At 72.3% G+C, this 22,928-nt stretch carries 11 protein-coding genes; 3 read left to right on the top strand and 8 right to left on the bottom strand.

The genetic code is table 11. The features are described from left to right. Positions 1 to 82 precede the first annotated feature (82 nt). The 5 genes from ACIQU6_RS18105 to ACIQU6_RS18085 all read right to left on the bottom strand — a co-directional run bounded on the left by ACIQU6_RS18105 (position 83) and on the right by ACIQU6_RS18085 (position 12,521). Positions 83 to 2,317 (bottom strand): SUKH-4 family immunity protein, encoded by a 2,235-nt coding sequence (locus ACIQU6_RS18105; RefSeq protein WP_403482611.1) that lies wholly within the window; start codon positions 2,315 to 2,317, stop codon positions 83 to 85. Then, positions 2,314 to 9,051 (bottom strand): toxin glutamine deamidase domain-containing protein, encoded by a 6,738-nt coding sequence (locus tag ACIQU6_RS18100; RefSeq protein ID WP_403482610.1) that lies wholly within the window; start codon positions 9,049 to 9,051, stop codon positions 2,314 to 2,316. The genes ACIQU6_RS18105 and ACIQU6_RS18100 overlap by 4 nt, the downstream gene beginning before the upstream one ends. 257 nt (positions 9,052 to 9,308) lie before the next feature. Further along, positions 9,309 to 9,698, bottom strand: coding sequence for a hypothetical protein (locus ACIQU6_RS18095; RefSeq protein ID WP_403482609.1), 390 nt, complete (start codon positions 9,696 to 9,698; stop codon positions 9,309 to 9,311). 252 nt (positions 9,699 to 9,950) lie between these two features. Beyond that, complete coding sequence (locus ACIQU6_RS18090; RefSeq protein ID WP_403482608.1) at positions 9,951 to 10,412, bottom strand: hypothetical protein; 462 nt, start codon at positions 10,410 to 10,412, stop codon at positions 9,951 to 9,953. 255 nt (positions 10,413 to 10,667) lie between these two features. Next, positions 10,668 to 12,521, bottom strand: a complete 1,854-nt coding sequence (locus tag ACIQU6_RS18085) for a PucR family transcriptional regulator (RefSeq protein ID WP_403482607.1) — start codon at positions 12,519 to 12,521, stop codon at positions 10,668 to 10,670. 204 nt (positions 12,522 to 12,725) lie between these two features. On the opposite strand from ACIQU6_RS18085, the gene ACIQU6_RS18080 reads away from it, so the two are divergent. Together ACIQU6_RS18080 and ACIQU6_RS18075 are read left to right on the top strand one after the other, a co-directional pair. Further along, on the top strand, positions 12,726 to 14,264 hold the full coding sequence (locus tag ACIQU6_RS18080) for a sodium:solute symporter (protein WP_403482606.1): 1,539 nt from the start codon (positions 12,726 to 12,728) through the stop codon (positions 14,262 to 14,264). Positions 14,265 to 14,290: 26 nt separating this feature from the next. After that, complete coding sequence (locus tag ACIQU6_RS18075) at positions 14,291 to 16,030, top strand: thiamine pyrophosphate-binding protein (RefSeq protein WP_403482605.1); 1,740 nt, start codon at positions 14,291 to 14,293, stop codon at positions 16,028 to 16,030. Positions 16,031 to 16,130: 100 nt separating this feature from the next. On the opposite strand, the gene ACIQU6_RS18070 is transcribed toward ACIQU6_RS18075, so the two are convergent. The 3 genes from ACIQU6_RS18070 to ACIQU6_RS18060 are packed head-to-tail and all read right to left on the bottom strand — an operon-like array spanning position 16,131 to position 19,712. Then, positions 16,131 to 16,778, bottom strand: coding sequence for a TetR/AcrR family transcriptional regulator (locus ACIQU6_RS18070; protein WP_403482604.1), 648 nt, complete (start codon positions 16,776 to 16,778; stop codon positions 16,131 to 16,133). Next, positions 16,775 to 18,982 carry a YhgE/Pip family protein gene (locus tag ACIQU6_RS18065; protein WP_403482603.1) on the bottom strand — a complete coding sequence of 736 codons (2,208 nt, stop codon included), beginning with the start codon at positions 18,980 to 18,982 and terminating at the stop codon, positions 16,775 to 16,777. Before ACIQU6_RS18065 ends, ACIQU6_RS18070 begins: the two co-directional genes overlap by 4 nt. Further along, positions 18,954 to 19,712 carry an ATP-binding cassette domain-containing protein gene (locus ACIQU6_RS18060; protein WP_403482602.1) on the bottom strand — a complete coding sequence of 253 codons (759 nt, stop codon included), beginning with the start codon at positions 19,710 to 19,712 and terminating at the stop codon, positions 18,954 to 18,956. The genes ACIQU6_RS18065 and ACIQU6_RS18060 overlap by 29 nt, the downstream gene beginning before the upstream one ends. A 235-nt stretch (positions 19,713 to 19,947) precedes the next feature. Between ACIQU6_RS18060 and ACIQU6_RS18055 the strand changes: the two genes are divergently transcribed. Continuing rightward, positions 19,948 to 22,812: a discoidin domain-containing protein gene (locus tag ACIQU6_RS18055; RefSeq protein WP_403482601.1), complete on the top strand. Its 2,865-nt coding sequence runs from the start codon at positions 19,948 to 19,950 to the stop codon at positions 22,810 to 22,812. Positions 22,813 to 22,928: the final 116 nt, after the last annotated feature.

The raw sequence follows: 22,928 nt of genomic DNA, 5'->3' as shown, positions 1-22,928 counted from the left end.
GAGCAGCGCGGACGGCAGACGACCGCCGGTGGGCCAACGGGCCCACCGGCGGTCGTTGTTGTGGGCTGGCTGCGGCTATCGGCTACTCGTTGTGGAGGGGGTAGACCCACGCGCCGGCGTCGGAGCACTCCCAGTCGACCTCGAACAGCGCGTCTTCGATGTGTTGGCGCAGCAGGTGGGCCTCGTCGCGGTTGTCGAGGCTCATCAGGATGCGGCGGCCGGAGACGAAGAGGGCGGCCATGGTGAGGAAGTTCTCCAGGTCGGTGGCGACCAGGGCGCCGTCCTCGGCGATGGTGTCGTCGGAGTAGCCGGGGCAGCGCAGGACGTGCCCGGTCGGGCCGTCGACGACGACGTCGCCGCCCATCCAGATGCCGATCCGGAAGAACGGGCCGGTCTCGTCCGGTTCTTCGGGGAAGTCCTCCGGCCAGGAGACCTCGCCGAGGAAATCGGAGGCGGAGGTTTCGAGGGCGAGTCCCTGGTCGTCGAAGTCGGGGAGACCGGTCTCGGTGAGGACGCGGCGGGCGGTGGGGTTGGTGAGGTCCTCGGGGAGTCGTTCGGGGGGTGTGGTGACGTAGGCGTCGGCGCCGAAGAGGGCGGCGAGGTCATGGGGGGAGGGGGCGGGGGCGCCGGCGGGGGTGGTCGGGCCGGTGGGCGTGAGGTTGCCCAACGACGCTTCGATCCACGGCTGTTGGAGGGCGTCGACGTCCACGCCGGGCTGCGGCTGCACGGCGAAGAGGCCGCCGGGGCCGGCGATCACGACGGGGGCGGGGGTGTCGGCGTTGCCGTGGTCGGTTACCAGGTAGACGTAGAGCGGGCCTTCGAGGGCGCCGGCCCAGCCTTCGGCGTCGCCCACGGTGTCGCTGAGCGCGCGGGCCGAGTCCGGTCCGGGGGTGGGCTGACCGTCGGCGGCCCACGTGAGGGCGGGGCGGGCGGTGGTGGGGAAGTCCTCGCCCGACGGCCAGGGGCCGGCGAGGAGTTCGCCGGAGGCCGGGTCCCAGATGTGGGTGCCGCCCTCGCCGTCGGAGAGGACGGCCGGGCGGCCTTCCCAGCGGACGGGGTACAGGTCGTCGATCGGTCCGGGGCGGAGGTAGCTGGGGTGGTAGCCGCCCGGGGGGCACCAGCGGGTCCAGAGGGCCTGCCAGGGGAGGTGGATGCCCGAGTGGGCGATGCCGTCGGCGAGCGCGGTGTCGCCGCGGGTGGTCGCCATGAGGTGCAGCCAGGCCGCCCAGGTGGGTTGGGCGGGGCTGCCCAGGCCGTTCATCTGGAGGTGGACGGCGTCGGCGGCGGCGTTGTTGCCGGGGAGGGAGCCGTCGTGGGCGCAGTGCGCGGCGTCGATCAGGGCGTCGGGCGGGAGCTGGGCGACGACGGTGCCGTCGGTGATCAACTCGTCGAAGAGGCCGGCCTGTACGGCGTGCATGGCGAGGCCGTCGGCGGCGTAGCGGCCCAGGGGACCGGAGGCGGCCCAGCCGTCGGGGTGGCGGAAATCGGGAGCCTGCTGGCGTAGCCAGGTGACCACGTGGCGGCCGATGGCGGCCGGGACCTCCGGGCCGTGCGCCCGGCGGATGGCGTCGGCGGTGTGCTCGTCGAGGAAGGAGACGTGGCCGTCGGCGTGGCGGAGGTGGTCCGGGAACCGGTCGGCCAGGGCTGCCAGTTCGGCGTCGGTGGGGGGCGGGGTGGGGTCGTTGCCTGCCGGTGCGGTGAGGCCGGCGGCGAGGGCCGCGGTGATCAACTCGCGCCATACGGGCAGCGGGACCCGCCGGGGCTCGGAGAAGGCGAGGGCCTGGAGGGGGAGGGGGAGGGTGGTCGGGTCGGCGGCGGCGCCCGTCGGATCGGGTGCGAGCGCGAGGGTGAGGCTCGACCGGGACGGCGCGTGGCGATCCGCCAGCACGCCGACGACGGGGGCGACGCCGTCGGCCAGGGCCAGGGTCTCGGCCAACCGCTGGGCCACCAGCTCGGGTTGGGCGGAACGGCGGGTGCCACCGGCCGCTTCGGCATGACCGAGGAGGACCAGGCATTCCTGATCCAGGCCCCGCAGCGCCCGGCGCCACGTGGTGCCGAAGCGGGGCTGCCCCACACCGAACCCGTCGAGCAACTCGTCGAACAGCCCCTGGGCCGTCTTCCCGGTGGCGTCGAGCAGCACGCTGCCGGGGACCTGGCGGTGCACCTCCCGTAGGACGGCGTCGGCGGCCGGGGCGTCCCGCTCCACGGAGAGGTCGACCCGGCCCGCGTCGTCGCGGTGGTTCGCCCACCAGTCGAGGACGCGGGCGGTGGCCTGCTCGGGGGCGAGCGGCTGCTGTTCGGGGGGCAGTTCGGTCATGAGGAACTCTTCTGTGGAATGGCGTGCATCATCGACGCGGTCCAGATCTTACCGACGGCCGCCAGATGCACGTCCATCTCGGCCTCGGCCGCCATTTTCGGCACAGGGGACAACTGTATCTTTCCGGCCTCACTTTCAATCTTCTTGTTGATCTTCGCGAGCTCCTTCTCTCGCGCCTTGGCCTGCTCCGGTGTTTCGTTGTCCTTCGGCGTCTCCGCTTTCCTGATCTCTTCCGCGTATTGGTTTTCGCGCAGCTCCTCGGCTTTCGCCGCTCTCGCCTCGGCCAGGCCCGCATGGTCAGCGCGGTACGTGGTGCTGTAGTACACGGGCTTGTGCTTCATGTACTCGTGATCCTTGAGCAACGCCGCGCAATCCCGGTGCCCACTCTGGTTTTTATTTAGGCCGCACGGTTCTCGTTCAGTGTAGAGGCTTTCGACCTTGTACTTCTCCCCATCGCTCCGTTGTGAGTTCTGTCGTTCCATCCAGTCCAGCAGATGCCTCTCGGAGTGCCGCGGGGTCACCCCGGGCAAGTTGGAGCCGGCGGGAGCTGAGGAGTCGACTACGTAAGTGGTGTTGCCCTTGTGGTCGGTGACCTCGATCACCGCGTAGTTCTTCCCGGAGAAGTCCGGCTTGTGCGGTGAAACGGCCTTCATGATGCGGCCGACTTCCGGGTTGGTCGGCGTCGGTTTTGTCTTTTTTCCGGTGAGCCGCTCGTGCAAGGTCGAGAGTTTGTCCTTGGTCTCCTGCTCGTCGCGGTACTCCTTCGGGAATTTCGCCTTGGCCTTCTCCCGTGCGAAGGAGCTCACCGAACGGTCCATCTCCTTGGCCTTGTCCCCGTCCTTGGCGTTCGCGTAAGGCTCGGGGTCGTGCTGAGGATTGTGGCCGACGCCCTGGCTCTCGTGGTAATTGCCGCTCATACGGGCGAGGGTGGCGACGACGGTCATGCGCTCGCCGGTGTTCATCTTCCGGAAATCGTCGCCGAGTGCATGTTCCAACTCGTGCTGGGTGAACGCGGTCCTCGGGACGTCCCTGATGTGCATCTGCAGGAACTTTTCACCGACATGTTCCACTTCGCTGTCGGTCGCCGAGTTGCGGCTTTCTTCGCTCGCGTCCTTGCGTTCCTTGAGTGCCTCGCGCTCCGCATCGAGACGCTTGTGAGAGTCCTCAAGGAGCTTGTTCAACTTCCCTTCTTCGGCCCACTTGTGCATCTGTTCGTGGACCGGGGCCAGGGGGATGCGGTGAACGTCCGTCTCGTTGCGCAGGGCCGCCTGCGATGCGTCCGGCGCGACGCCGAGATGCTGCTTGCCAGCGTCTTCCGGGTCCGGCAGGGGGTGCCGGTCGTCGTGTTGGCCGTGGTTTTGATCGTGGTTTTGGCCGTGGTTTTCGTGGTGGTTTTCGTTGTTCTGCGTCGGGTGGTTGTTGTCGTGGTGGGACTCGGCGTTCGACATATGTGTGTCGCCGTCGCCGTCGTGGTGTTGCTCGTCCTGCTTGTTGCGCTTGGGCTCCGGGTGCTGGCGCTCCCAGTCCATGTCTTCCGTCGACCGCTCGCGCTTGAGGTGGCCCCGCTCGCCCGACTGCGGTTGGTGCGACGGGTCCATGCCCGGGTTCCTGGGCGGGGGTGTAGCGCCGTGCTGGTGCTCGGGGTTGGAGTGGGGTTCCGGGGCCCCCGCCGGGTGGTGGCCGCCGCCGTGCTGCTGCTGGTTCGGGACGTGTTGCTGCGGCTGGTGTTGCGGGTGCGGTTGCTGTACGTGCGGCTGCTGGCCCTGGTGTTGTTGCTGCGGGTACGGCTGGTGGTGCTGGGGCTGTTGGGCGTGCGGCTGTTGTGGGTGCTGCACGTGCGGTTGCTGCGGGTGTTGCACGTTGGGGTGCTGCGACTGGTGGTGCTGGTTTGGGCCCGGGGTGTGCTGTTGGGGGTAGGGCTGGTGCTGCTGGTTCTGGTGCGGCTGTTGGTACGGGTTGTGCGGCTGCTGGCCCTGGTGCTGCTGGTACGGGTTTTGGGGGTGCTGCTGTTGGTGCTGCTGCTGTGGTTGGTGCTGGGCGTACTGGGGCTGCTGGTGTTGCTGCTGCGGGTACGGCTGGTGGTGCTGCGGCTGCTGGGCGTGCGGCTGCGGCTGAGGCTGTTGCGCGTGGGGCTGGGGCTGCTGGTACGGGTTGTGCTGCTGGTACGGGTTGTGGGGCTGGTGCTGTCCGTACTGCTGTTGCTGCGGGTGTTGTTGCTGGTGCTGGAGGTACGGCTGCTGCTGTTGGTGCTGCGGCTGTGGCTGCTGTTGGTGGGGCTGTTGGCCGTACTGGGGGTGCTGTTGTTGCTGTTGGGGGTGTTGTTGCTGAGGGTGGTGCTGTTGGCCCTGGCCCTGGTTGTTGTGTTGGGCGGCGGTGGGGTCGAAGGGCTGGCGGTTGCCGTCGAGGGTGAGGTGCCAGACGCCCTCGGCGTTGGAGTGGATGGGCTTGTGGCTGATCTCGCCGGTCTGGCTGTCGACCCACACGACCTTGCCGTTGTGGTTGACCGCGTTGAAGACGTGGGCGCCGCCGCCCGAGCCGTCCGCGTTCTTCGGCCACGTCACCAGGACGGCCGAGGCCGAGCCGTGGCCCGACTTCTCCAGCTCGTGGGCGATGTTGTTGTAGCTCTCGTGGGCGTTCTGGCCCGAGTGGCGGAAGTTGGTGCCCGCCCACTTCTGGATGTTGTTGGTGCCGTCCCGTTCACCGCTGGCGCGGTCCAGGTTGCCGTGCGCGTCGCTGTCGTAGGTGCGTACCGCCGAGACCTGGGGGTTGCCGTACCAGGACTCGATGAACGAACGGGTGCAGTCGGCACAGTTGTTGGACCGGCCGGGCACGGTCGGGCCGCCGTCGTTCTGGTACTTGGCCCACGGCTGGAACGGGTCGGCGTGCACCTGCGGGGTGCCGTCCGGGTTCCGCGGGAAGTTGTGCTCCAGCGCCTGCTGGTCGTGCGGGTACGGCGAATACAGGCCGCCCGGGTGGTGGTTGAGGCTCGCCCGGACGTCGTTCAGGCTCGGCTTGGGGTGCTGCTGCTCCTGCTGCTGGTGCTGATTCTGATCCTGGGGGTGGTGCGGCTGCTGCTGGTGGTCCTGCGGCTGCTGTTGGTGTTGGTTGTGCTGCTGCTGCGGGGCTTGCTGTTGGTCGTGCGGCTGCTGGTGCTGGTTGGGGTGTTGTTGCTGGGGGTGGTGCTGGTTTCCCTGTTGGGGGTGGTGGCTCTGTGGGGTGGGCTGCTGGGGGTGCTGAGCCTGATGCTGTTGGTGCGGTTGCTGCTGGTGTTGAGGGTTCTGCTGGGGGTGCGGCTGCTGTGGCTGGTGGTGCTGGTTCTGGTGTTGCTGGGGGTGTTGGGGCTGGTGCTGGCCTTGGCCCTGGTGGTTTTGCGGGTGTTGCTGGGGGTCGGGCTTCGGGTGGTGGTCCTCGGGCCGGGGCGTTTCCGGGCGCTTGGCGTCGGGGTGGTGCTCAGGCTGCTCGGGACGGTGTTCCGGCTGGTTGGGCCGGTGCTCCGACTGATCAGGGTGGTGCTCTGACTGGTCGGGGCGGCGCTCGGGCTGGTGGTCCTGCGGACGCTGGGTGGGGTGGTCGTCCTTGGGGTGGTTGTTCTGTGCGTCCGGGTGCGAAGCGTCGGGGTGTTGGGCCTTGGGGGCGTCCGGGTGCGGGGTGTTGGGGTGCTCCGGCTTGGCGCCGTTGGCGTCCGGGCGCGGGGAATCCGGGCGGGGTGAGTCCGGATGCGGCTGCTTGGTCTCCGGGTGGTGCTGGTTCGCGTCCGGGTGCGGCTGCTGGGATTCCGGGTGCTGGTTGGGCTGGGGGTGCTTGGTGTCCGCGTGGTGCTGGTTCGCGTCCGCGTGGGGCTGGTTCGGGTGGGGCTGGGGGGTGGGCCGGTTCGGGGTGGGCTCGGGGCGTTGCTGCCGGGAGCCGTCGTGGCCGGACTGGGAGCCGTCGGGACGGCGGTTGGGGCCCGGAGCGGTGGGGGTGCTGGTGCGGGAGTTCTCCGGGCGCGGGGTGTTGGCCGAACGTTCCGGCGTGCGCTGCTGGGGAACGTCGCGGGTCGGCTGGGAGCCGTCCGGGCGGCGGTTGGGCTGGCTGGGACCGTCGGCCGTCGGGCGAGCGGACGAGGAGTGGGGAGCGCCAGACCCCGACGCACCGCCGCCGCCGCCGTGGTTGGGGACGGAGGTGGGCATGCCCATCATCGGGCCGGAGGTGGGCCCAGAGCCCTGCGACGACTGGGGTGAACTGGTCGTGGAATGCGCAGTGTTCGGGCCGCCGGTCGCGGTGTCGGCGTGCTGGGTGGGCGGCGGCGCGGTCATGGTGTCGGCGGACTGGGTGCGCACGGTGGTGTCGTGGTCGTCGCCGGCGTGGGGCATGGGGTCGCCCGGCGCGGGATCGCGGTGCTGGGTGGGCTGATGGCTCGTGGTGTGCTGAACGGGCGCGCCCTGGGAGGGTATGCCCATGTTCGGCATGGAGGGGCGGCTGCCCACGCCGGCTCCACCGGAGGAGGAGTTGGACGAGTCCCCGTTGCCGTTGCTGTGGCTGCCGTTGCCGTTGGCGTTGCCGCTGGTGGTGTCGTGGCCGCTGCCGCTGCCGGAACCGCCGTCGTGGGACGGGGGCGAATGGGGAGCGGGGGACGGCGATGGCTCGGAGCTGGAGCCTTGGGCGCCGTGCGAAGGCCCGTCGTGGCTGGGGGAGTTGGAGGGGGTGGGGGCGTTGTGCCCCGAGGTGGGGTGGTTGCTGACGGGGCCGACGTGGTGCGGGCTCGGGCTCTGCTCTGGGGTCGGGTGGTTGGGGCCGACGTGGTGGGGAGTTGGCCCCTGCTCCGGTGTGGGGTGTGTGCCGACGGGGCCGACGTTATGTGGGCTCGGGCTCTGGTCCGGGGTGGAGTGGTTGCCCTGCGCGTCCGGGGCGTGGTCGGGCGTGGGGTGGGTGGTGACCGAGTCGGGGTGGGGCGTGTTCGGGGTCGGGTGGGTGCTCACGCCGTCCGGGTGCGTCGACTGCGGGGTGTGGTCGGGCGTGGGGTGAGAGGCGCCGGAGTCCGGAGCGTGGTCCGGGGTGGGGTGGTTCCCGGTGGAGTCAGGGGTGGGGTGGGTGCTGACCGTGTCCGGGGCGTGCTCGGGGGTGGGGTGTGTGCCGACGGGGCCGACGTTGTGCGGGCTCGGGCTCTGGTCCGGGGTGGGGTGGTTGCCCTGGGCGTCGGGGGTGTGGTCCTGCGGTGGGTGGTTGCCCTGTGCGTCCGGAGTGTGCTCCGGGGTCGGCTGGGTGCTGATCGGGTCCGGGTGCGCCGAGTGGGGGGCGTTGTCCGGGGTGGGGTGCGTGCTGACGCCGTCGGGGTGGCCGGAGTTGGGATTGTGGCCCGAGTCGGAGGGGGAGCCACCGTGGCCGGATTCGGGCGTCGCGCCCGTGTCGGGGGCGTGGGCCCCGGAGTACGGGTCGTGGTTGCCGCCGCCCTGGAAGCCCTCGTCGAACGGGGTGCGGTGTGCCGCGTCAGGCAGGGGCTGGGGCGCGGGCCTGGCGTGGTCGCCACCGGAGCCTGAACCGGAGCCCGAACCGGAACCAGAGCCTGAACCGGCGCCCGAGTTGTTGTGTTCGGGGGTGGTGGACGGGCTGTCGCCCGGGCGCGGAGCATGGGACGGGTTGTCGGAGCCCGAGCCCGAGCCCGAGCCGCCGTGATTGCCCGAGCCCGAGCCCGAACCGGAGCCGCCGTGATTGCCCGTGCCGGAGCCGGAGCCGCCGCCCGAGCCGGAGTGCTCGCCGGAACCGGAACCGGAACCGGAACCGGCACCGGAGCCCGATCCGGAGCCGGACCCAGACCCCGCACCCGAGCCGCTCCCGCCGCCGGAACCGCCGTGCTCTCCCCCACCGGAGCCGGCCCCCGATCCGGAGCCTGACCCGGCCCCCGAACCCGAACCGCCGTGTTCCCCGCTGCCGCTGCCGCTGCCGCTGCCGCTGCCGTCGCCGTGCTCGCCGCCGCTGCCGCCGTGTTCGCCGTCACCGCCGTGTTCGCCGCCGCGGCCCGCCGCGTGGTCCAGGCCGCCGCGGGCGTGCTGGCCGGCCTTGCCGCCCAGGGCGTCGCGGAAGTTGGTGCCGAGGTTCTCGCCGGTGTTCTTGAGGGAGTCCGTGGCGGAGTCGGTGCCCGTCTTCAGGCTGCGGTTGACGTCGAACCCGTTCTGGGCGCCGAACGACATGTTGACGCCCTGGGCGATGGCGTCGGAGATCATCGCCTGGAGCGCGTCCATGGCCGGCTGCTTGACGGTGTTCACGATCGCCTCGACCAGGGCGTCGCGCGCTTCCTTGAGGATGCGACGGACGATGAGGCGTGTGGCTTGTGTGGCGCCGGCCGCTGCGACTTCGGATAGCCCGAAGGTGAACGGTGCGGCCGCCTGGGCCGCGATGATCTCCGCCGCGAGGATCGCCAACTGGGCGATCACCGCGACTTTCATCCCGACGATGATCACCGACCCGCCGTCCATCGCGACGGCGATCAACTCGGCCGCGTCACGGGCGTCGTTGAGGTAACCGTTGCCGCCGTCGGAGAACTTGTCCCAGGTCTTGCTGAACCCGTCGATGCTGTCGCCGCTGTTCGCCGACAGGACGTTGCCGGCGGCGGTGACGCCCTCCGACTGGAGTTGTTCCACCGCGTTCGCGAACTCCCGCCACTGGCTGGCGGACTCGTTCATCTTGTCCTCGTCGCCCGTCGGCCAGTCGTAGCCGAGCATTTGGAGGACCCACTCCAGCCAATCCGGCAGCATCATTGACATTGGGAATCCCCCGTAGGACGGCGAAGCGGTGGGTGAGGTGCGGACGGCGGTCGCGCGCCCCGCCGGGGGCGAAGTGCACGGGTGCCGTGGGCAGTTGGGCAGGTGGGTGGTGCAGGTGGTGATGGCCGCTCGGGCCGATGAGCGGCGTCCCGTTCACCGGCCGCCACTCAGCGGGACGGCTGGGGCGGACGGGATGAACGGGAAGGTCGCGCCCGATGGGGTGGTGAGGCAGGAGGGGCGCGGTGGCCGGCTCAGGCCCCGACGTTGGGGCGCTTGAGGGCGCTGATTTCCTTGCTCTCGGCTTCCTCGTTGGCGACGTGCTGCTGCATCAGGGCGTGGGTGAAGTCCTCGTTGCCCTCATGGTTGTTGGCCATGGTGTTCAACCCGCCGCCGATCTCCTGGAGTTTGGCGGCGAGGTGGCCCATGGACTCGTACATGCCGTCGCGCAGGCCCTCGTAGACGACGCCGAACTTGGAGCCGATGTCGTCGTCGCCCCAGGGGGGCACGTCCTTGCCTTCGAGGTCGGTCAGGCCGTTCTTCAGTTTCTCGACGGCGTTCTGATAGCGCTCGCCGATGTTGGTGAAGGCGCTGCCGCCCGACTTCAGTGACGGTACGTCTGCTTGCAGACCGTCGCCGGCCATTGCCGTTCCCCCCGCTCAGAGCTCGTTACATACCGTTGGGTCGTGGGTAAATTCTAGTCGCGCCGTTCAACTATCCATCAAGGCGCTTGTGTCACAGGGCCGTCACCGTTGAGTCGTCGTGCCGGCTGCATCCATGACCGTCATGTCACGCACACGTCTGTTGTGTCCGTTGTGCCGCTCGTGTCGTGCCCGCGTACGACGAGTGACGGGTGACAGGTGACGGGTGGCGGGCGTTGTCTCGCGTCGTGCCCGTCACGCCGTTCCGGGGCGGTACCACTGGCGGTAGACCGCAATGGCCGATTCCGGGGGGAAGTTGGGCACGGTGGTCACGTCGCCGTTGGCCTTGGTGAGCACGATGTTGGTGCCGCCGGGGTTGGCGGGCGGGGCGGTGGGGTCCTCGGGGGCGGGCCAGCCGGCGTGGATGAGGTAGCCCTCGTCGAATTCGTGGACGAAGAGGGAGATCGGGCCGCCAGGCGAGCCGACCGGCGGGAAGTAGGCGCTGCCGATCTCCCGGGCGTGCTCGGCGGAGGTCGGGATCACCTTGGGCGGGGTGGCGCCGGGCTGTTGGCCGGGTACGGCGCTCGGTGGGTACGGCGGCGGCACGGGCGGCTGGCCGCCGGTGGCTCCCTCGGGGGCTCCCGCGTTGCCGCTCGCGTTGCCGCCGTGGCTGGCGCCCGCGCCGCCGGCCGGGGTGCCGGATGCGGAGTCCGTCATGGAGGTCCCTCCCGTGTTGCCTGCTTGGTCACGTCGACTGTCCTGACGTGGGGTCACACCGGAGTCAAGGTCAGGTCAGGGCCCCGGCTCCGGATCCCCGGTCAACTTAGTCGACGCTCTGCGAGCGTACGTGGTTCACCTGCGCGGATGGTACGGGGGAGGGGTGGGGGTGATGGTGATGGTGGGGAAAGAGTGGGTCGTTGTGGCGACTTGGGCGGTTCGACCGGTTCAGTCGGTTCAGTTGATTCGGTGGCTTTACTCCCTTCCTGTCGCCGGCCGCCCCCTCTTGCCCCTTCCTGCCCCTTCCTGTCGGTGACTGTCGCTGGCTTCCTCCAGTGGTGCTCGAAGGGTGCGTCCCCCGGGTGGGTGTTGTAGGGGGAGGCGCGGTGGGCGTCCCAGGTCCGATGGACGTCCGGGGGATCCGGGAGTGTCCGTGGGCTCCTCCAGGGTGCGGAGGGCGAACCACAGCTCCATACGGACGTCGGGGGCGTCCAGGTCGGTGTCCAGGAGGGCGGCGATGCGGGTGATGCGTTGGCGGACGGTGTTGCGGTGGATGCCCAGGGTGGTGGCCGTGCGGTCCCAACTTCCGTGGAGCGCGAGCCAGTTGTGGAGCGTGGTGAGGAGGGGAGGCGAGTCGAGGAGGGGGGAGAGGAGGGACCGGGCGTGGTGGTGGGCGTCCGTGGGGTCGATGAGGGCGCGGACACCGGGCGGGGCGGCGGTGTGATGGCGTACGGTGCCGGTGCGGCGGGCGAGGGCGCGGCGCAGGGCGGTCGCGGCGTGCCGGTCGGCGGTGGGCAGTTCGGCCACCGGGGCGGGGGCGCTGATGCCCAGCGTCCAACCGGGGAGGGCGGCTGGCACGCGGTCGGCGGATGCGTGGTCGGCCGGGACGAGGGCGCGTACGGCGCCGCCCGGGTGCGGAGCGGCGGCCACCAACGGGGTGTTGAGGGCGGCGGCCAGGGTGGCCGGTGTACCGGGGGCGTCCCGACGGGGCATGGCGTGGACGACGGTCCAGAGGGGATGGCCGAGGAGCGGGGCGACGTCGGCCGGGCGGGCGCCGAGGAGGAGCTGGGCCAGGGCCGCGGCGAGGTCGGCGCCGGGTGGGCCGCCGGGGGTGTCGGCGCCGGTGCGGGTGGTGGTGGAGGGGCCGGTGATCAGGGAGAGGAGGACGGCGGCGACGCCGGCGATGGTGTGCGCGGGTGGGTCGTCGGGGCCGGTGGCGACCACCAGGGCGAGCCCCTGCTGGCCAGGTACCCGCCCCGCCACCCCTCGCTCGTTCGCTGCCCCGCTCCCGTTCGCCGCGGCTCCTTCCCCGTTGGCCGCACCGCTCCCGTTCGCTGCCCTGCTCCCCTCGGCCGCTGCTCTCCTCTTCGGCGAACCCTGGCCTCCCGTAAGGGCGTAGGCGGTCAGGTGGGTGCCCGGGAGGGAGTCGGCGGCCGAGGCGGGGCCGTCGGCGGCGACCACGCCGGCCAGGCGGACGGCGGCGGCCCGGCAGGCGGCTGCGGGGCGTGTCCCGGCCGAGCCGTGTTCGGTGCCGTCGGGGGCGAGCAGCGCGGCCCAGCCGTGCGCGTGGCGGGCCAGCGCGCGGAGCACCGCGGTCGCCGGCTCCGGGCGGGCGGCGGCCGCGGCCAGGGCGCGCTGGGCCTCGCCGATCCGGGTCAGTTCGCGGTGCCGGGCCTCGGTGACGGCCTGCCAGACGGCGCTCTCCACGGCCGTGAACGGCGTCCCCTCCGGGACCTCGACGAGCGGCAGCCCGTGCCGTTCGCAGGCGTCCACCAGGGCACGCGGGACGGTCCGGTGCACCGGCGCGATCCCGAAACCGAGGGCGGCGGCTCCGGCCGCGACCGTACGGGCGGCATAGCCGTCCAGGTAGGCGTCGAGGGCGTCGCCGTCCCCGGCGGCCACCGCCTCGGCCAGGTGGACGCCGGCGGTCAACAGCAGCTCGCCGCCCAGGAGATACGGCACCGGGTCGGCCATCTCCGAGGTGTGCACCCAGTGGAGCGTCACGCCCTCGCGGGGGCCGGCCAGTTGGCGCAGACCCAGGTCCCCACGGGCCAGCAGGCTCGCCAGGGGGACCGGTGGGGTGGAGGGCGGGGGGAGCGGGCGCGACATGTGCGGATCCTCCACGTAGGGGGCGTCGGAGTGGAGGAAACGTACACTTCAGCGTCGCCCGCGCGCCTCCTAGGGTCAACGCCCAAGACGGGACGCCCCCACCGCCCCGCTCGTAACTCCCCTCCCTCACGTCCACAGGTGCAACACCTCCGCCCTCCCCCTCTCCCCTCGGCGCAGCGCGCAGGCAACTGGAAGGGACGGCCTATGGCTGTCGACTACGCGGTGATCGTTCTCTACTTGGCCGGCATGCTCGGCATGGGCTGGTGGGGCATGCGGCGCGCCACCTCCAAGAGCGACTTCCTGGTCGCCGGACGCCGCCTCGGCCCCGCGATGTACTCCGGGACCATGGCCGCGATCGTGCTCGGCGGCGCCTCCACCATCGGCGGCGTCGGCCTCGGTTACCAGTACGGGCTGTCCGGGGCTTGGATGGTCTTCACCATCGGCCTCGGGCTGCTGGCCCTGAGCATCTTCTTCTCGGCCCGGATCGCCCGGCTGAAGGTCTACACCGTCTCCGAGATGCTGGACCTGCGCTACGGCGGCGCCGCCGGGATCATCTCCGGCGTGGTCATGTGGGCGTACACCCTGATGCTCGCGGTGACCTCGACCATCGCCTACGCGACCATCTTCGACGTCCTCTTCGGGCTGGACCGCACGCTGGCGATCGTCCTCGGCGGGGCGATCGTGGTGGCCTACTCGACGCTCGGCGGGATGTGGTCGATCACCCTGACCGACATGGTGCAGTTCGTCGTCAAGACGATCGGGGTGCTGCTGCTCCTGCTGCCGCTCGCCGTCATCAAGGCGGGCGGCTTCGCGGAGCTCGCGTCCCGGTTGCCGGCCGACTACTTCGCCCCGTTGGGCATCGGCGGCCGCACCGTCTTCACCTACGTGCTGATCTACTCCTTCGGGATGCTGATCGGGCAGGACATCTGGCAGCGGGTGTTCACCGCGCGCAGCGACCGGGTGGCGCGCCTGGGTGGCACCGCGGCCGGTACGTACTGCCTGGTGTACGCGCTGGCGGGGGCGGTCATCGGCACCGCGGCCAAGGTCCTCTACCCCCAACTGGGCAGCCCGGACGACGCGTTCGCGACGATCGTGAAGGACGCGCTGCCGGTGGGGGTGCGCGGGCTGGTGCTGGCGGCCGCGCTGTCGGCGGTGATGTCGACGTCGTCGGGGGCGCTGATCGCCTGCGCCACGGTGGCCAACAACGACATCTGGGCGCGGGTGCGACGGCTGCGGTCGCCGGGGCCACCGCGCCCGCGCCAGGAAGCCCCCGACCCCCACGCAGCGCCTGACGGCCATGAAGCCGGGCAGCTCCACCAAGCCGCCCGACCCCACGACGAGGTGCGCGGCAACCGGCTGTTCATCCTCCTCATGGGCGTCGCGGTGATCGTCATCGCGATCGCGCTGAACGACGTCGTCGAGGCGCTCACCCTCGCCTACAACCTCCTGGTGGGCGGGCTGTTGGTGCCCATTCTCGGCGGGCTGCTGTGGCGGCGCGGCAACGCCGCCGGGGCGCTGGCCGCGGTGGCGGCCGGCGGACTGACCGTCGTCGGCCTGATGGTCGCCCTCGGGGTGCTCGCCGACGAGCCCATCTACTACGGGCTGATCGCCTCCCTCGTGGCCTACGTGGCGGTCAGCCTGGCCACCCGTCCCACGGACCCGGCGATCCTGGCGGCCTGGCGGGAGCGGCTGAGGCCGTCGGCCACCGCGGTGTCGAGCGCCCCGGGCCCGTCCGGCAACTGACCACAACGACACGGAGAGAGCACCCCATGAGCACCGCCCCGACCCCCGCCCCCGCGACCGTGCCGCCCCGAACGTCCCGTACGGGTGGCGACCTGGTGATCGAGTCGCTCACCGCGCTCGGCGCCGACACCGTCTTCGGGCTGCCCGGCCAGCACGCGCTCGGCCTGTTCGACGCGCTCCGACGCGCGCCCGGCGTGCGGTACGTGGGGCTGCGGGTGGAGAACAACGCGGGCTTCGCCGCCGACGCCTACGCGCGGACCACCCGCGGGGTCGCGCCGCTGCTGGTCTCCACCGGCCCCGGCGCGCTGCTGACGCTGCCCGCGCTCCAGGAGGCGGCCGCCGGCTCGGCCGCCGTCCTGGCCGTCGGCAGCCAGGTGCCGGTGGCCGGGCTCGGCGGCGGTCGCCACGGCTATCTGCACGAACTCGTCGACCAGTCGGCCGCGTTCCGGTCCGTGGTCAAGTCCGTGCACACGGTGCGCACCGCGTCCCAGATCCCGTCCGCGGTGGCCGCGGCGTGGGAGTCGGCGCTGAGCGCCCCGCACGGGCCGGTGTGGCTGGAGATCCCGCAGGACGTCCTCCTGGCGCCGGTCGACGTCCCGGTGGTCGCCGAACTGACCGCCTCCCCACGGACATCGGCGCCGCGCCCGGAGGTGATCGCCGAGGCGGCCCGGCGGCTGGGCGCGGCCCGGCGGCCGGTGGTGCTGGCCGGCGGCGGGGTGGTGCGCGCCGGCGCGGAGGGTGAACTGCTGGCGCTGGCCGAGCGGTTGCGGGCGCCGGTGGCGACCACCTTCGGGGGCAAGGGCGCCTTCCCGTGGGAGCATCCGCTCTCCCTCCAGTCCTGGTTGGAGGACCGGTACACCACCGACTTCCTGGAGGAGGCGGACGTCCTCCTGGTGGTCGGTTCGGGGCTCGGCGAACTCTCCTCGAACTACCACACGTTCCGGCCGCGCGGCCGCGTCCTCCAGATCGAGGCCGACCTCGGGAAGCTGGAGTCCAACCACGCCGCGCTCGGCATCCACGCGGACGCCCGCGCGGCACTGGCCGCACTGCTGACGGCGCTCCCGGAGCCGGACCACGGGCAGTTCCCGGAGCGACTCCCGCAACAGCCCCCGCAGCGACTCCAGGACCCGAGCCCCGACGGGCCGTCCCCCGAAGCCGCCGTCGCCGATCTGTTGGAGCGGGTGCGCGGCCGGCTGGACGGGCAGCGGCTCGACCTGGAGCGGGAGGCCCTCGCCGCGGTGCGCGCGGCGCTGCCCGACGACGCGGTGAGCTGCTGGGACATGACGATCCTGGCGTACTGGGCCTGGTCGGCCTTCGATCCGCGGCGGAGCAACGCGTTCCACTCCGCGCAGGGCGCCGGCGGCCTCGGCTACGGCTTCCCGGCGGCGCTGGGCGCGGCCCTGGCCGCCCCGGACCGCCCGGTGTTGGCGGTCTCCGGCGACGGCGGCGCGATGTACTCGCTCGCCGAACTGGCCACCGCGCGCCAGTACGACCTCCCGGTGACCTGGCTCATCGTGGACGACGGCGGCTACGGCATCCTGCGGGAGTACATGACCGACGCGTTCGGCGCGACCGCGGCCGAGGCCACCGAGCTGACCCGGCCGGACTTCGTGGCGCTGGCGGAGTCGTTCGGGGTGCCGGCGGTCCGGACGGACCCGGAGCGGCTCGGCGCGGACCTGGCGGCGGCGCTGGCCGCCCCCGGCCCGTCGGTCGTGGTCCTGCCGGCCCGGCTGCGGATGTTCGCCCCCACGCACCTGCCGGACTGACGCCAACGGGCACCATCGGGCGCCAAGCGCGGGGCACTGAAGGGACAAGAAGAAACCGGGCCCGGAGACGAGGTCTACCGGGCCCGGAGGCGTGGCGCGCCTACGCCCCCACGCGCCCCTGCACCAGTTGGGAGAGCGCGGCGTGCACCTCGTCGACCGACCGCTGTGGCTGGAACGACTGCCAGTCCAGCGCGGCGACCAGCACCATGCCCAACAGGGCGGACGCGGTGAGCGGGACGTCGAGTTCGTCGCTCAACTCACCCGTGCGCACGGCGTCCTGGAGGACCGACTCGACCACCGCCAGGGCGCGGCCCCGTACGGAGGTGAGGGTGGCGCGCCAGGTGCGGTTGGTGCGCCAGAGCTCGGCGACGTAGAGCTGGGTGAGGGCGGGGGAGCCGGCGATGAAGTCCAGGCCGGCGCGGATCATCGCGTCGAGGGCGTCGACCCGGGTGCCGCCGCCGGCGACGGTGCGGTCGGCGGCGGTGCGCAGGGAGGCGGCGAGCAGGTCGACGCCGTCCCGCAGGAGTTCCTCGTAGAGGACGTTCTTGCTGCTGAAGTTGTAGTAGACGGTGCCCTTGGCGACGCCGGCGCGGTCCGCGATCTCGTCGACGGTGGTGGCGGAGAAGCCCTGTTCGGCGATGAGGGTGACGGCGGCGTCGAAGAGCCGGCGCCGGGTCGAGGCACGGCGGGAGGCCGCGGGGGCGACGCCGGTGACGGCGCCGCCCCCGTTCCCGGAGCGGGTGCTCACAGGCTGAGCTCCGGGTGCAGGTCCTTCATCCGGACCACCTGGCGGCTGCGGGCCGCGAGGGCGGTCAGGGCCAGCGCGCCGAGCGTGAACGCGGCGAGCACGATGCTGCCCTGCCAGACGATGTCCAGGTCGCCGCCGGTGATCAGCCGTCGGAGGCCGTCGACGACGTAACTCATCGGCAGGAACGGGTGGATGAAGGAGAAGAAGCCCGGGCTGGTCTGCACCGGGTAGGTGCCGCCCGCCGAGGTGAGCTGGAGCATCAGGATGACCAGCGTCAGCACCCGGCCCGCCGGGCCGAAGAAGGCGCTCAGCAACTGGATGACGGCGGTGAAGCAGGCCGTCGCCAGCATCAGGAAGCCGATGGTGGCGCCCGCGCGCTCCATCTCCAGGCCGAGGGCCCAGTGCAGCACGGCCATCAGGGCCAGCACCTGGACGACGCCGATGGCGAACGCCGGCAGCCAGGAGCCGAGCGCGATCCGCCAGCCGGGCGCGCCCGCGGCCAACGCCCGCTTGCCGAGCGGCGCCAGCAGCATGTACGCGACCATCGCGCCGACCCAGAGGGACAGCGGGATGAAGTACGGGGCGAGGCCGGTGCCGTAGTTGGGCGCCTTGTGCATGGACTTGGCGGCCAGCTTGACCGGGTCGGACATCACGTCGGTCCGGTCGTCGCGGTCCTTCTTGTCGTAGTCCGGGATCTTGGCGACGCCGCTGTGCAGGCCGCTGGCGAGCTGGTTGGCGCCGTCCTTGAGCTGGTAGAGCCCACCGCTGAGCTTCTCGGCGCCGTCGTGCGCGGTGCCGAGGCCGTCGTGCAACTGACCGGCGCCGTTGGCGAGGTCGCCGGCGCCCTTGTGGAGCTGGCCGGCGCCGTTGGCGAGGTCGCCGGCGCCGTTGGCCAGGGCCCCGATGCCGTTCGCGAACTGGCCGGCGCCCGTGGCGACCTTGTGGGCGCCCGCGTTGAGCGTGTTGATCTGGCCGATGGCGGTGTCCGCACGGTCCGCGATGCCGGGCGCCTGCTGGGCGACCATCGTGGCGCCCTGGTGCAGTTCCTGCAGCTTGCTGTGCCACGTGCCGAAGTCGGTGTGCGCGATGGCGTCGTTGACCTTCTCGGCCAGGTCGGCGCCGGCCGCGGAACCGTCCGCGATGCCCTTCAGCTTGGCGCAGTCGAGGTCGCCGGAGGAGGTCAGCCCGCCACAGCGCTCTTGGTAGAGGGCCGCGGCGTCGTCGGCGTTCTTACGAGCCTTGGCCGCGCTCTTGGCGGAGTTGCCGGGCAGCTTGCTGAGGTCGTCGTCCAGCTTCTGGCTGAGGTCGGCGACGACCTGGGCCTTCTCGCCGATGTCCTTGCCGTGTTCCCGCAGGAAGGGCAGGTCCTTCTTGGCGATGCCCTGGACCTTGTCGGCAAGTTGCTGGGTGCCGTCCGCGATCTGGCCGGCGCCCTTGCTGAGTTCCTTGGCCTTGGCGGCGGCCTGGCTGGCGCCGTTGCTCAGGTCCCCCGCGCCCTTGCCCAGCTTGCCGGCGCCGTTGCTGAGGTCGCCGGCGCCCTTGTCCAGCTTGCCGGCGCCGTCGTTCAACTTGTCCAGGCCGTCGGCGAGTTCGCCGGACTTCTGGCTGGCGGTGCCGAGCCCGTCGTCCACCTTGCCCGCCCCGTCGGCGGCCTTGGCGGTCTCGTCGTGCAGGTCCGAGAACGACACGAAGATCTTGTCGAAGAAGGCCCGGGTGGACTTCGCCGACGTCTTGGCGCGGATCTCCGAGAACACCGTCTTGGAGATGGAGCCGACGATGTAGTTGTTGGCGTCGTTGGTGCGCACCTGGAGCGCGCCGGTCTGCGGGTCGTTGCCGCCGCTGGAGGCGATCTTCTGGCTGAAGTCCTTGGGGACGGTCAGCGACAGGTAGTACTTGCCCTGCTCCAGGCCCTTGGCGGCGTCCTTGGAGCTGACCTCCTTCCAGTCGAACGTCTTGCTGTCCTTGACGTTCGACGCCAGGTCGGCGCCGGCGGTCAGCTTCTTGCCGTCGGAGGTGGCGCCCTGGTCCTCGTTGACCAGCGCGACCGGGATCTTGTCCAGCCGCGCGTACGGGTCCCAGAAGGAGCAGAGGTAGAGCGCTCCGTACAGCAGCGGGATCAGCATCAGGGCGACGAGGCCGAGGCGGGGGAGCTTGCCCCTGCCGAAGCGCCTGAGCTCAAGCGCGGCCAGTTTCGGCGAACGCATGCGCCGCTTCCTCCTCGTGGGTTTCGGGCTGGTGGGTCTCGGGGGTGGCGGCCGCGGCGGTCGACACGACCAGGGCGTCCGCCGGGGCGTCGGAGGCGACGGCGACCACGGTGGTGCCGGTCAGCGCCACGTCCCGCAGCAACTGCCAGGCGGCGGCGCGCTCTTCGGACGACAGCTTCAGGTCGAGGTCGTCGACGGCCAGCAGGCGCGGCTGGTGCATCGCCGCGAGCGCCACCGACAGCCGCAGCGCCTCCAGCCGCTCCAGGTCGCGGACGCAGGTCCGCAGGCCCTTGGGCAGGGTGTCCGGGTCGAGGCCGGCGGTCGCCAGCGCGGCGTCGACCAGGGCCCGGGTGGCCTCCTTGCGGCGGCGGCCCCACAGGGGCGTGCCGCGGTGGCCCAACAGGGCCTGTTCCTGGAGGTGTTCGGCGACGGTGAGGGCCGGTTCGAGGTCGGCGATGCCGGGCACGTGCGCGACCGCGGTGCGGCTGCGGACCGCTCCCATCCGCTTGGGCAGCGGGAAGCCGGCGACCGCCGCGGCGCCCGCGGTGAGCCGCATCCGTCCGGTGAGCGCGAGCAGCAGGCAGGTGCGGCCGGAGCCGGACGGTCCCTGCACGGCGATCAGCGACCCGGGGTCCGCGGTGATGTCGACGCCTCTGAAGGCCCACCCGCGTGGGCCCTTCACTCCGATTCCCCTGGCGTTGATGGCCGCCCCCTGACGGGTGGTCTCCACAACCCCTCCTTTTAGTCTGACTGGTCAGTCTAAAAGTGTGCCGTACGCGGGCCCTCGTTGACCAATCGGGGGCGGCGCACGGCCGGAAATCGACGGCCCCGGCCGGAAGTCGACGCATCCGCGGGGAAACGGGTGACCGCAGGGACGGTCGGGCCATAGGGTGCGCAGACGTCGGTCAGAGCCGAGGCTGGGTCCGGGCCGCAGACGCGGCCCGGGCGCGCGGGGACGGAGAGCCATGGACCACACGGAGCGGACGCCGCACCACGACCACGCCGCCGCCGGACGGACACCGCCGGTTCGTCGCACCGGGCCCCGCCGCCCGCGCGGCCCGCTCGCCGCACTGCTCGCCGGCACGCTGGTCGCGGCCCTTGCCCCCGCCGCCCCGGCCGTCGCCGCGGACGGCCCGCCCGCCGCCGACGGCGCCCAGCGCTCCTGCACCGCCCCCGGTTGGGCCGCCACCGCCACCTCCCCCGAAGCCACGGGCGACTACCACGCCTACGTCGGCAACGGCTACCTCGGCGGACGGGTACCGCCCAACGGGACGGGCTACGCCGCCCCCGGAGGCACCACCGGCTGGCCGCTCAAGACCCCCGCGTACGACGGCTCGTTCGTCTCCGGCCTCTACGCCAAGGGCCCTGCCGACCTCAAGGGCCGCGAGGCCATCGCCGCGCTCCCCACCTGGAGCACCCTCGACGTCACCACCGGGGGCCCGCGCCCCGAGACCTTCTCCTCGGCCACCGCCCCGGTCCGCCTCACCCACTACCGCCAGACCGTCTCGCTGCGCTGCGGCACCGTCCGCACCTCGCTGACCTGGACCGCCGCCGACGGCCGGGCCACCGACCTGGTCTACGAGGTGCTCGCCGACCGGGCCGACCCGCACACCGCCGCGGTCCGGCTGCGGATGACGCCCCACTGGAGCGGCGAGGCGACCGTCACCGACACCCTGGACGGCCGCGGCGCCCGCCGGATACACCCCGCGGGGCCGGCGCCGGGCGGGCGCGACGGCACCGTCGCGGTCGGCTTCCGCACCGACGGCACCGACACCGCGGGCGCCGTCGCCGCCACCCTCCGCGCCGGGGACGGCGTCCGCGCTGGCCGGCCCCGCCCCGGGCCGCGTACCGGAACCGCCCGCTCCGGCGCCGCGGCCACCGCCGAGAGCCTCACCGCCCACCAGCGGCTGACCTTCCCGGTCCGCAGCAACCACACCTACGAGCTCACCAAGTACGTCGGCGTGGACACCGCGCTCACCTCCCGTACGCCCCGCACCGCCGCCGAGACCGCCTCCCGCCGGGCCGCCGACCGCGGGTGGGCCGCCCTGACCGCCCAACACCGGGCCGCCTGGCGGGCGTTGTGGCGCAGCGACATCGAGGTGCCCGGGCAGCCCGCCCTCCAGTCCTGGATCCGCTCCGCCGAGTACGGCCTGCTGTCCGCCACCCGCCGCGGCAGCGCCAACAGCATCGGCCCCACCGGCCTGACCAGCGACAACTACGCCGGCGAGATCTTCTGGGACGCCGAGACCTGGATGTACCCGGGGCTGCTGGCCACCCACCCCGACCTCGCCCGCTCGATCGTCGACTACCGCTACCGCACCCGGGACGCCGCCCGCGCCAACGCCCGCCGCCTCGGCTACCGCGGCCTGTTCTACTCCTGGACCAGCGGCAGCACCGGCGACCTGTGGACCGAGTGCCACAGTTGGGACCCGCCGCACTGCAGGACCCAGAACCACCTCATGGGCGACATCTCGCTCGCCGCCTGGCAGTACTACCTCGCCACCAAGGACACCGCCTGGCTCACGTCCCGCGGCTGGCCCGTTCTGGCGGGCATCGCCGACTTCTGGGTCTCCCGTGCCACCCGCAACGCCGACGGCAGCTACTCGATCAGGAACGTCGCCGGCCCCGACGAGTACAGCAACGGCGTCGACGACGGGGTCTTCACCAACGCCGGCGCCGCCACCGCCCTGCGCCACGCCGCCCGCGCCGCCGCCCTCCTGGGCCGGCCGGTCCCCGCCGCCTGGAAGACCGTCGCCGACAAGCTGCGCATCCCCTACGACCGGGACAAGAAGGTCTTCGAGCAGTACGCCGGCTACAAGGGGACGACCATCAAGCAGGCCGACACGGTCCTGCTGATGTATCCCCTGCAGTGGCCGATGACCCGGCAGCAGGCCGCGGCCACCCTCGACTACTACGCGGCCCACACCGACCCCGACGGCCCGGCCATGACCGACTCCGTGCACGCCATCGACTCCGCCGCCCTGGGGGAGCCCGGCTGCGCCACGTACACCTATCTCCAGCGCGCCATCCGGCCGTTCGTCCGCGGCCCGTTCGCGGAGTTCTCCGAGGCCCGCGGCGCCAAGGCCGGCGCCGGCGACCCGCACGCCGGCCGCCCCGCCCAGGACTTCCTCACCGGAAAGGGCGGCTTCCTCCAGGTCTTCACCCACGGCCTGACCGGCCTGCGGATGGCCGAGGACCGGGTCCACCTGGACCCGCTGCTGCCGCCCCAACTGGCCGCCGGCGTCACGCTGCGCGGCCTGCACTGGCAGGGCCGCACCTTCGACGTCGCGCTCGGCGCCCACCACACCACCGTCACCCTGAGCTCCGGCCCGGCCCTACCGCTGGCCACCCCCGAGGGCGACAAGCTGGTCAGCCGCGGTGTCCCCGCCGTCCTCAAGACCCGCCGCCCCGACCTCGCCCCGACCACCGACGTCGCCCGCTGCGCCACCGCCACCGCGACCTCGGAGGAGCCCGGCTCCTACGCCGCCGCCGCGGTCGACGGCAACGCCACCACCGCCTGGGTCCCGAACGCCGCCGACGGCACCCTCACCGTCGACCTCGGCCGCACCGTCACCGTCGGGCAGATCACCCCGCACTGGACCGCCACCCGCCCCCGCTCCTCCACCGTCCAGGTCTCCCGGGACGGCACCCACTGGACCGGCACCGGCTACGCGGGCCGCAGCCCGGCCCGGTACGTCCGCGTCGTGGTCCACGGCGACACCCGGCCCGCGCCCGGCGGCAAGCCCGCCCCGCACCCGGGCCTGGCGGAGCTGGAGGTGACCCGGGTCCGGTGTCCGCACCCCGGTGACCTGGTTCGGGGCATCCCGTAGGGGATCTTCGGCCCGCCCTGCGGGATGTCCCGGATTTCGCGCGCCGGATGATGACGGCGGGATGAAATCCCGGGCCCCGGGCGTTGGCCCGTGCGAACAGACGACGCACGGGAGGC

The sequence above is a fragment of the Streptomyces sp. NPDC090442 genome (assembly GCF_044769405.1).
Classification (GTDB): Bacteria; Actinomycetota; Actinomycetes; order Streptomycetales; family Streptomycetaceae; genus Streptomyces.
This window is presented reverse-complemented; position numbering and strand designations above follow the sequence as displayed.

What these genes read in the sequence shown, in the direction of transcription:
- ACIQU6_RS18065 (WP_403482603.1), bottom strand. Translation starts at nt 18,982, where the DNA reads ATGCGTTCGCCGAAACTGGCCGCGCTTGAGCTCAGGCGCTTCGGCAGG.
- ACIQU6_RS18085 (WP_403482607.1), bottom strand. Translation starts at nt 12,521, where the DNA reads ATGTCGCGCCCGCTCCCCCCGCCCTCCACCCCACCGGTCCCCCTGGCG.
- ACIQU6_RS18090 (WP_403482608.1), bottom strand. Translation starts at nt 10,412, where the DNA reads ATGACGGACTCCGCATCCGGCACCCCGGCCGGCGGCGCGGGCGCCAGC.
- ACIQU6_RS18105 (WP_403482611.1), bottom strand. Translation starts at nt 2,317, where the DNA reads ATGACCGAACTGCCCCCCGAACAGCAGCCGCTCGCCCCCGAGCAGGCC.
- ACIQU6_RS18100 (WP_403482610.1), bottom strand. Translation starts at nt 9,051, where the DNA reads ATGATGCTGCCGGATTGGCTGGAGTGGGTCCTCCAAATGCTCGGCTAC.
- ACIQU6_RS18080 (WP_403482606.1), top strand. Translation starts at nt 12,726, where the DNA reads ATGGCTGTCGACTACGCGGTGATCGTTCTCTACTTGGCCGGCATGCTC.
- ACIQU6_RS18095 (WP_403482609.1), bottom strand. Translation starts at nt 9,698, where the DNA reads ATGGCCGGCGACGGTCTGCAAGCAGACGTACCGTCACTGAAGTCGGGC.
- ACIQU6_RS18055 (WP_403482601.1), top strand. Translation starts at nt 19,948, where the DNA reads ATGGACCACACGGAGCGGACGCCGCACCACGACCACGCCGCCGCCGGA.
- ACIQU6_RS18075 (WP_403482605.1), top strand. Translation starts at nt 14,291, where the DNA reads ATGAGCACCGCCCCGACCCCCGCCCCCGCGACCGTGCCGCCCCGAACG.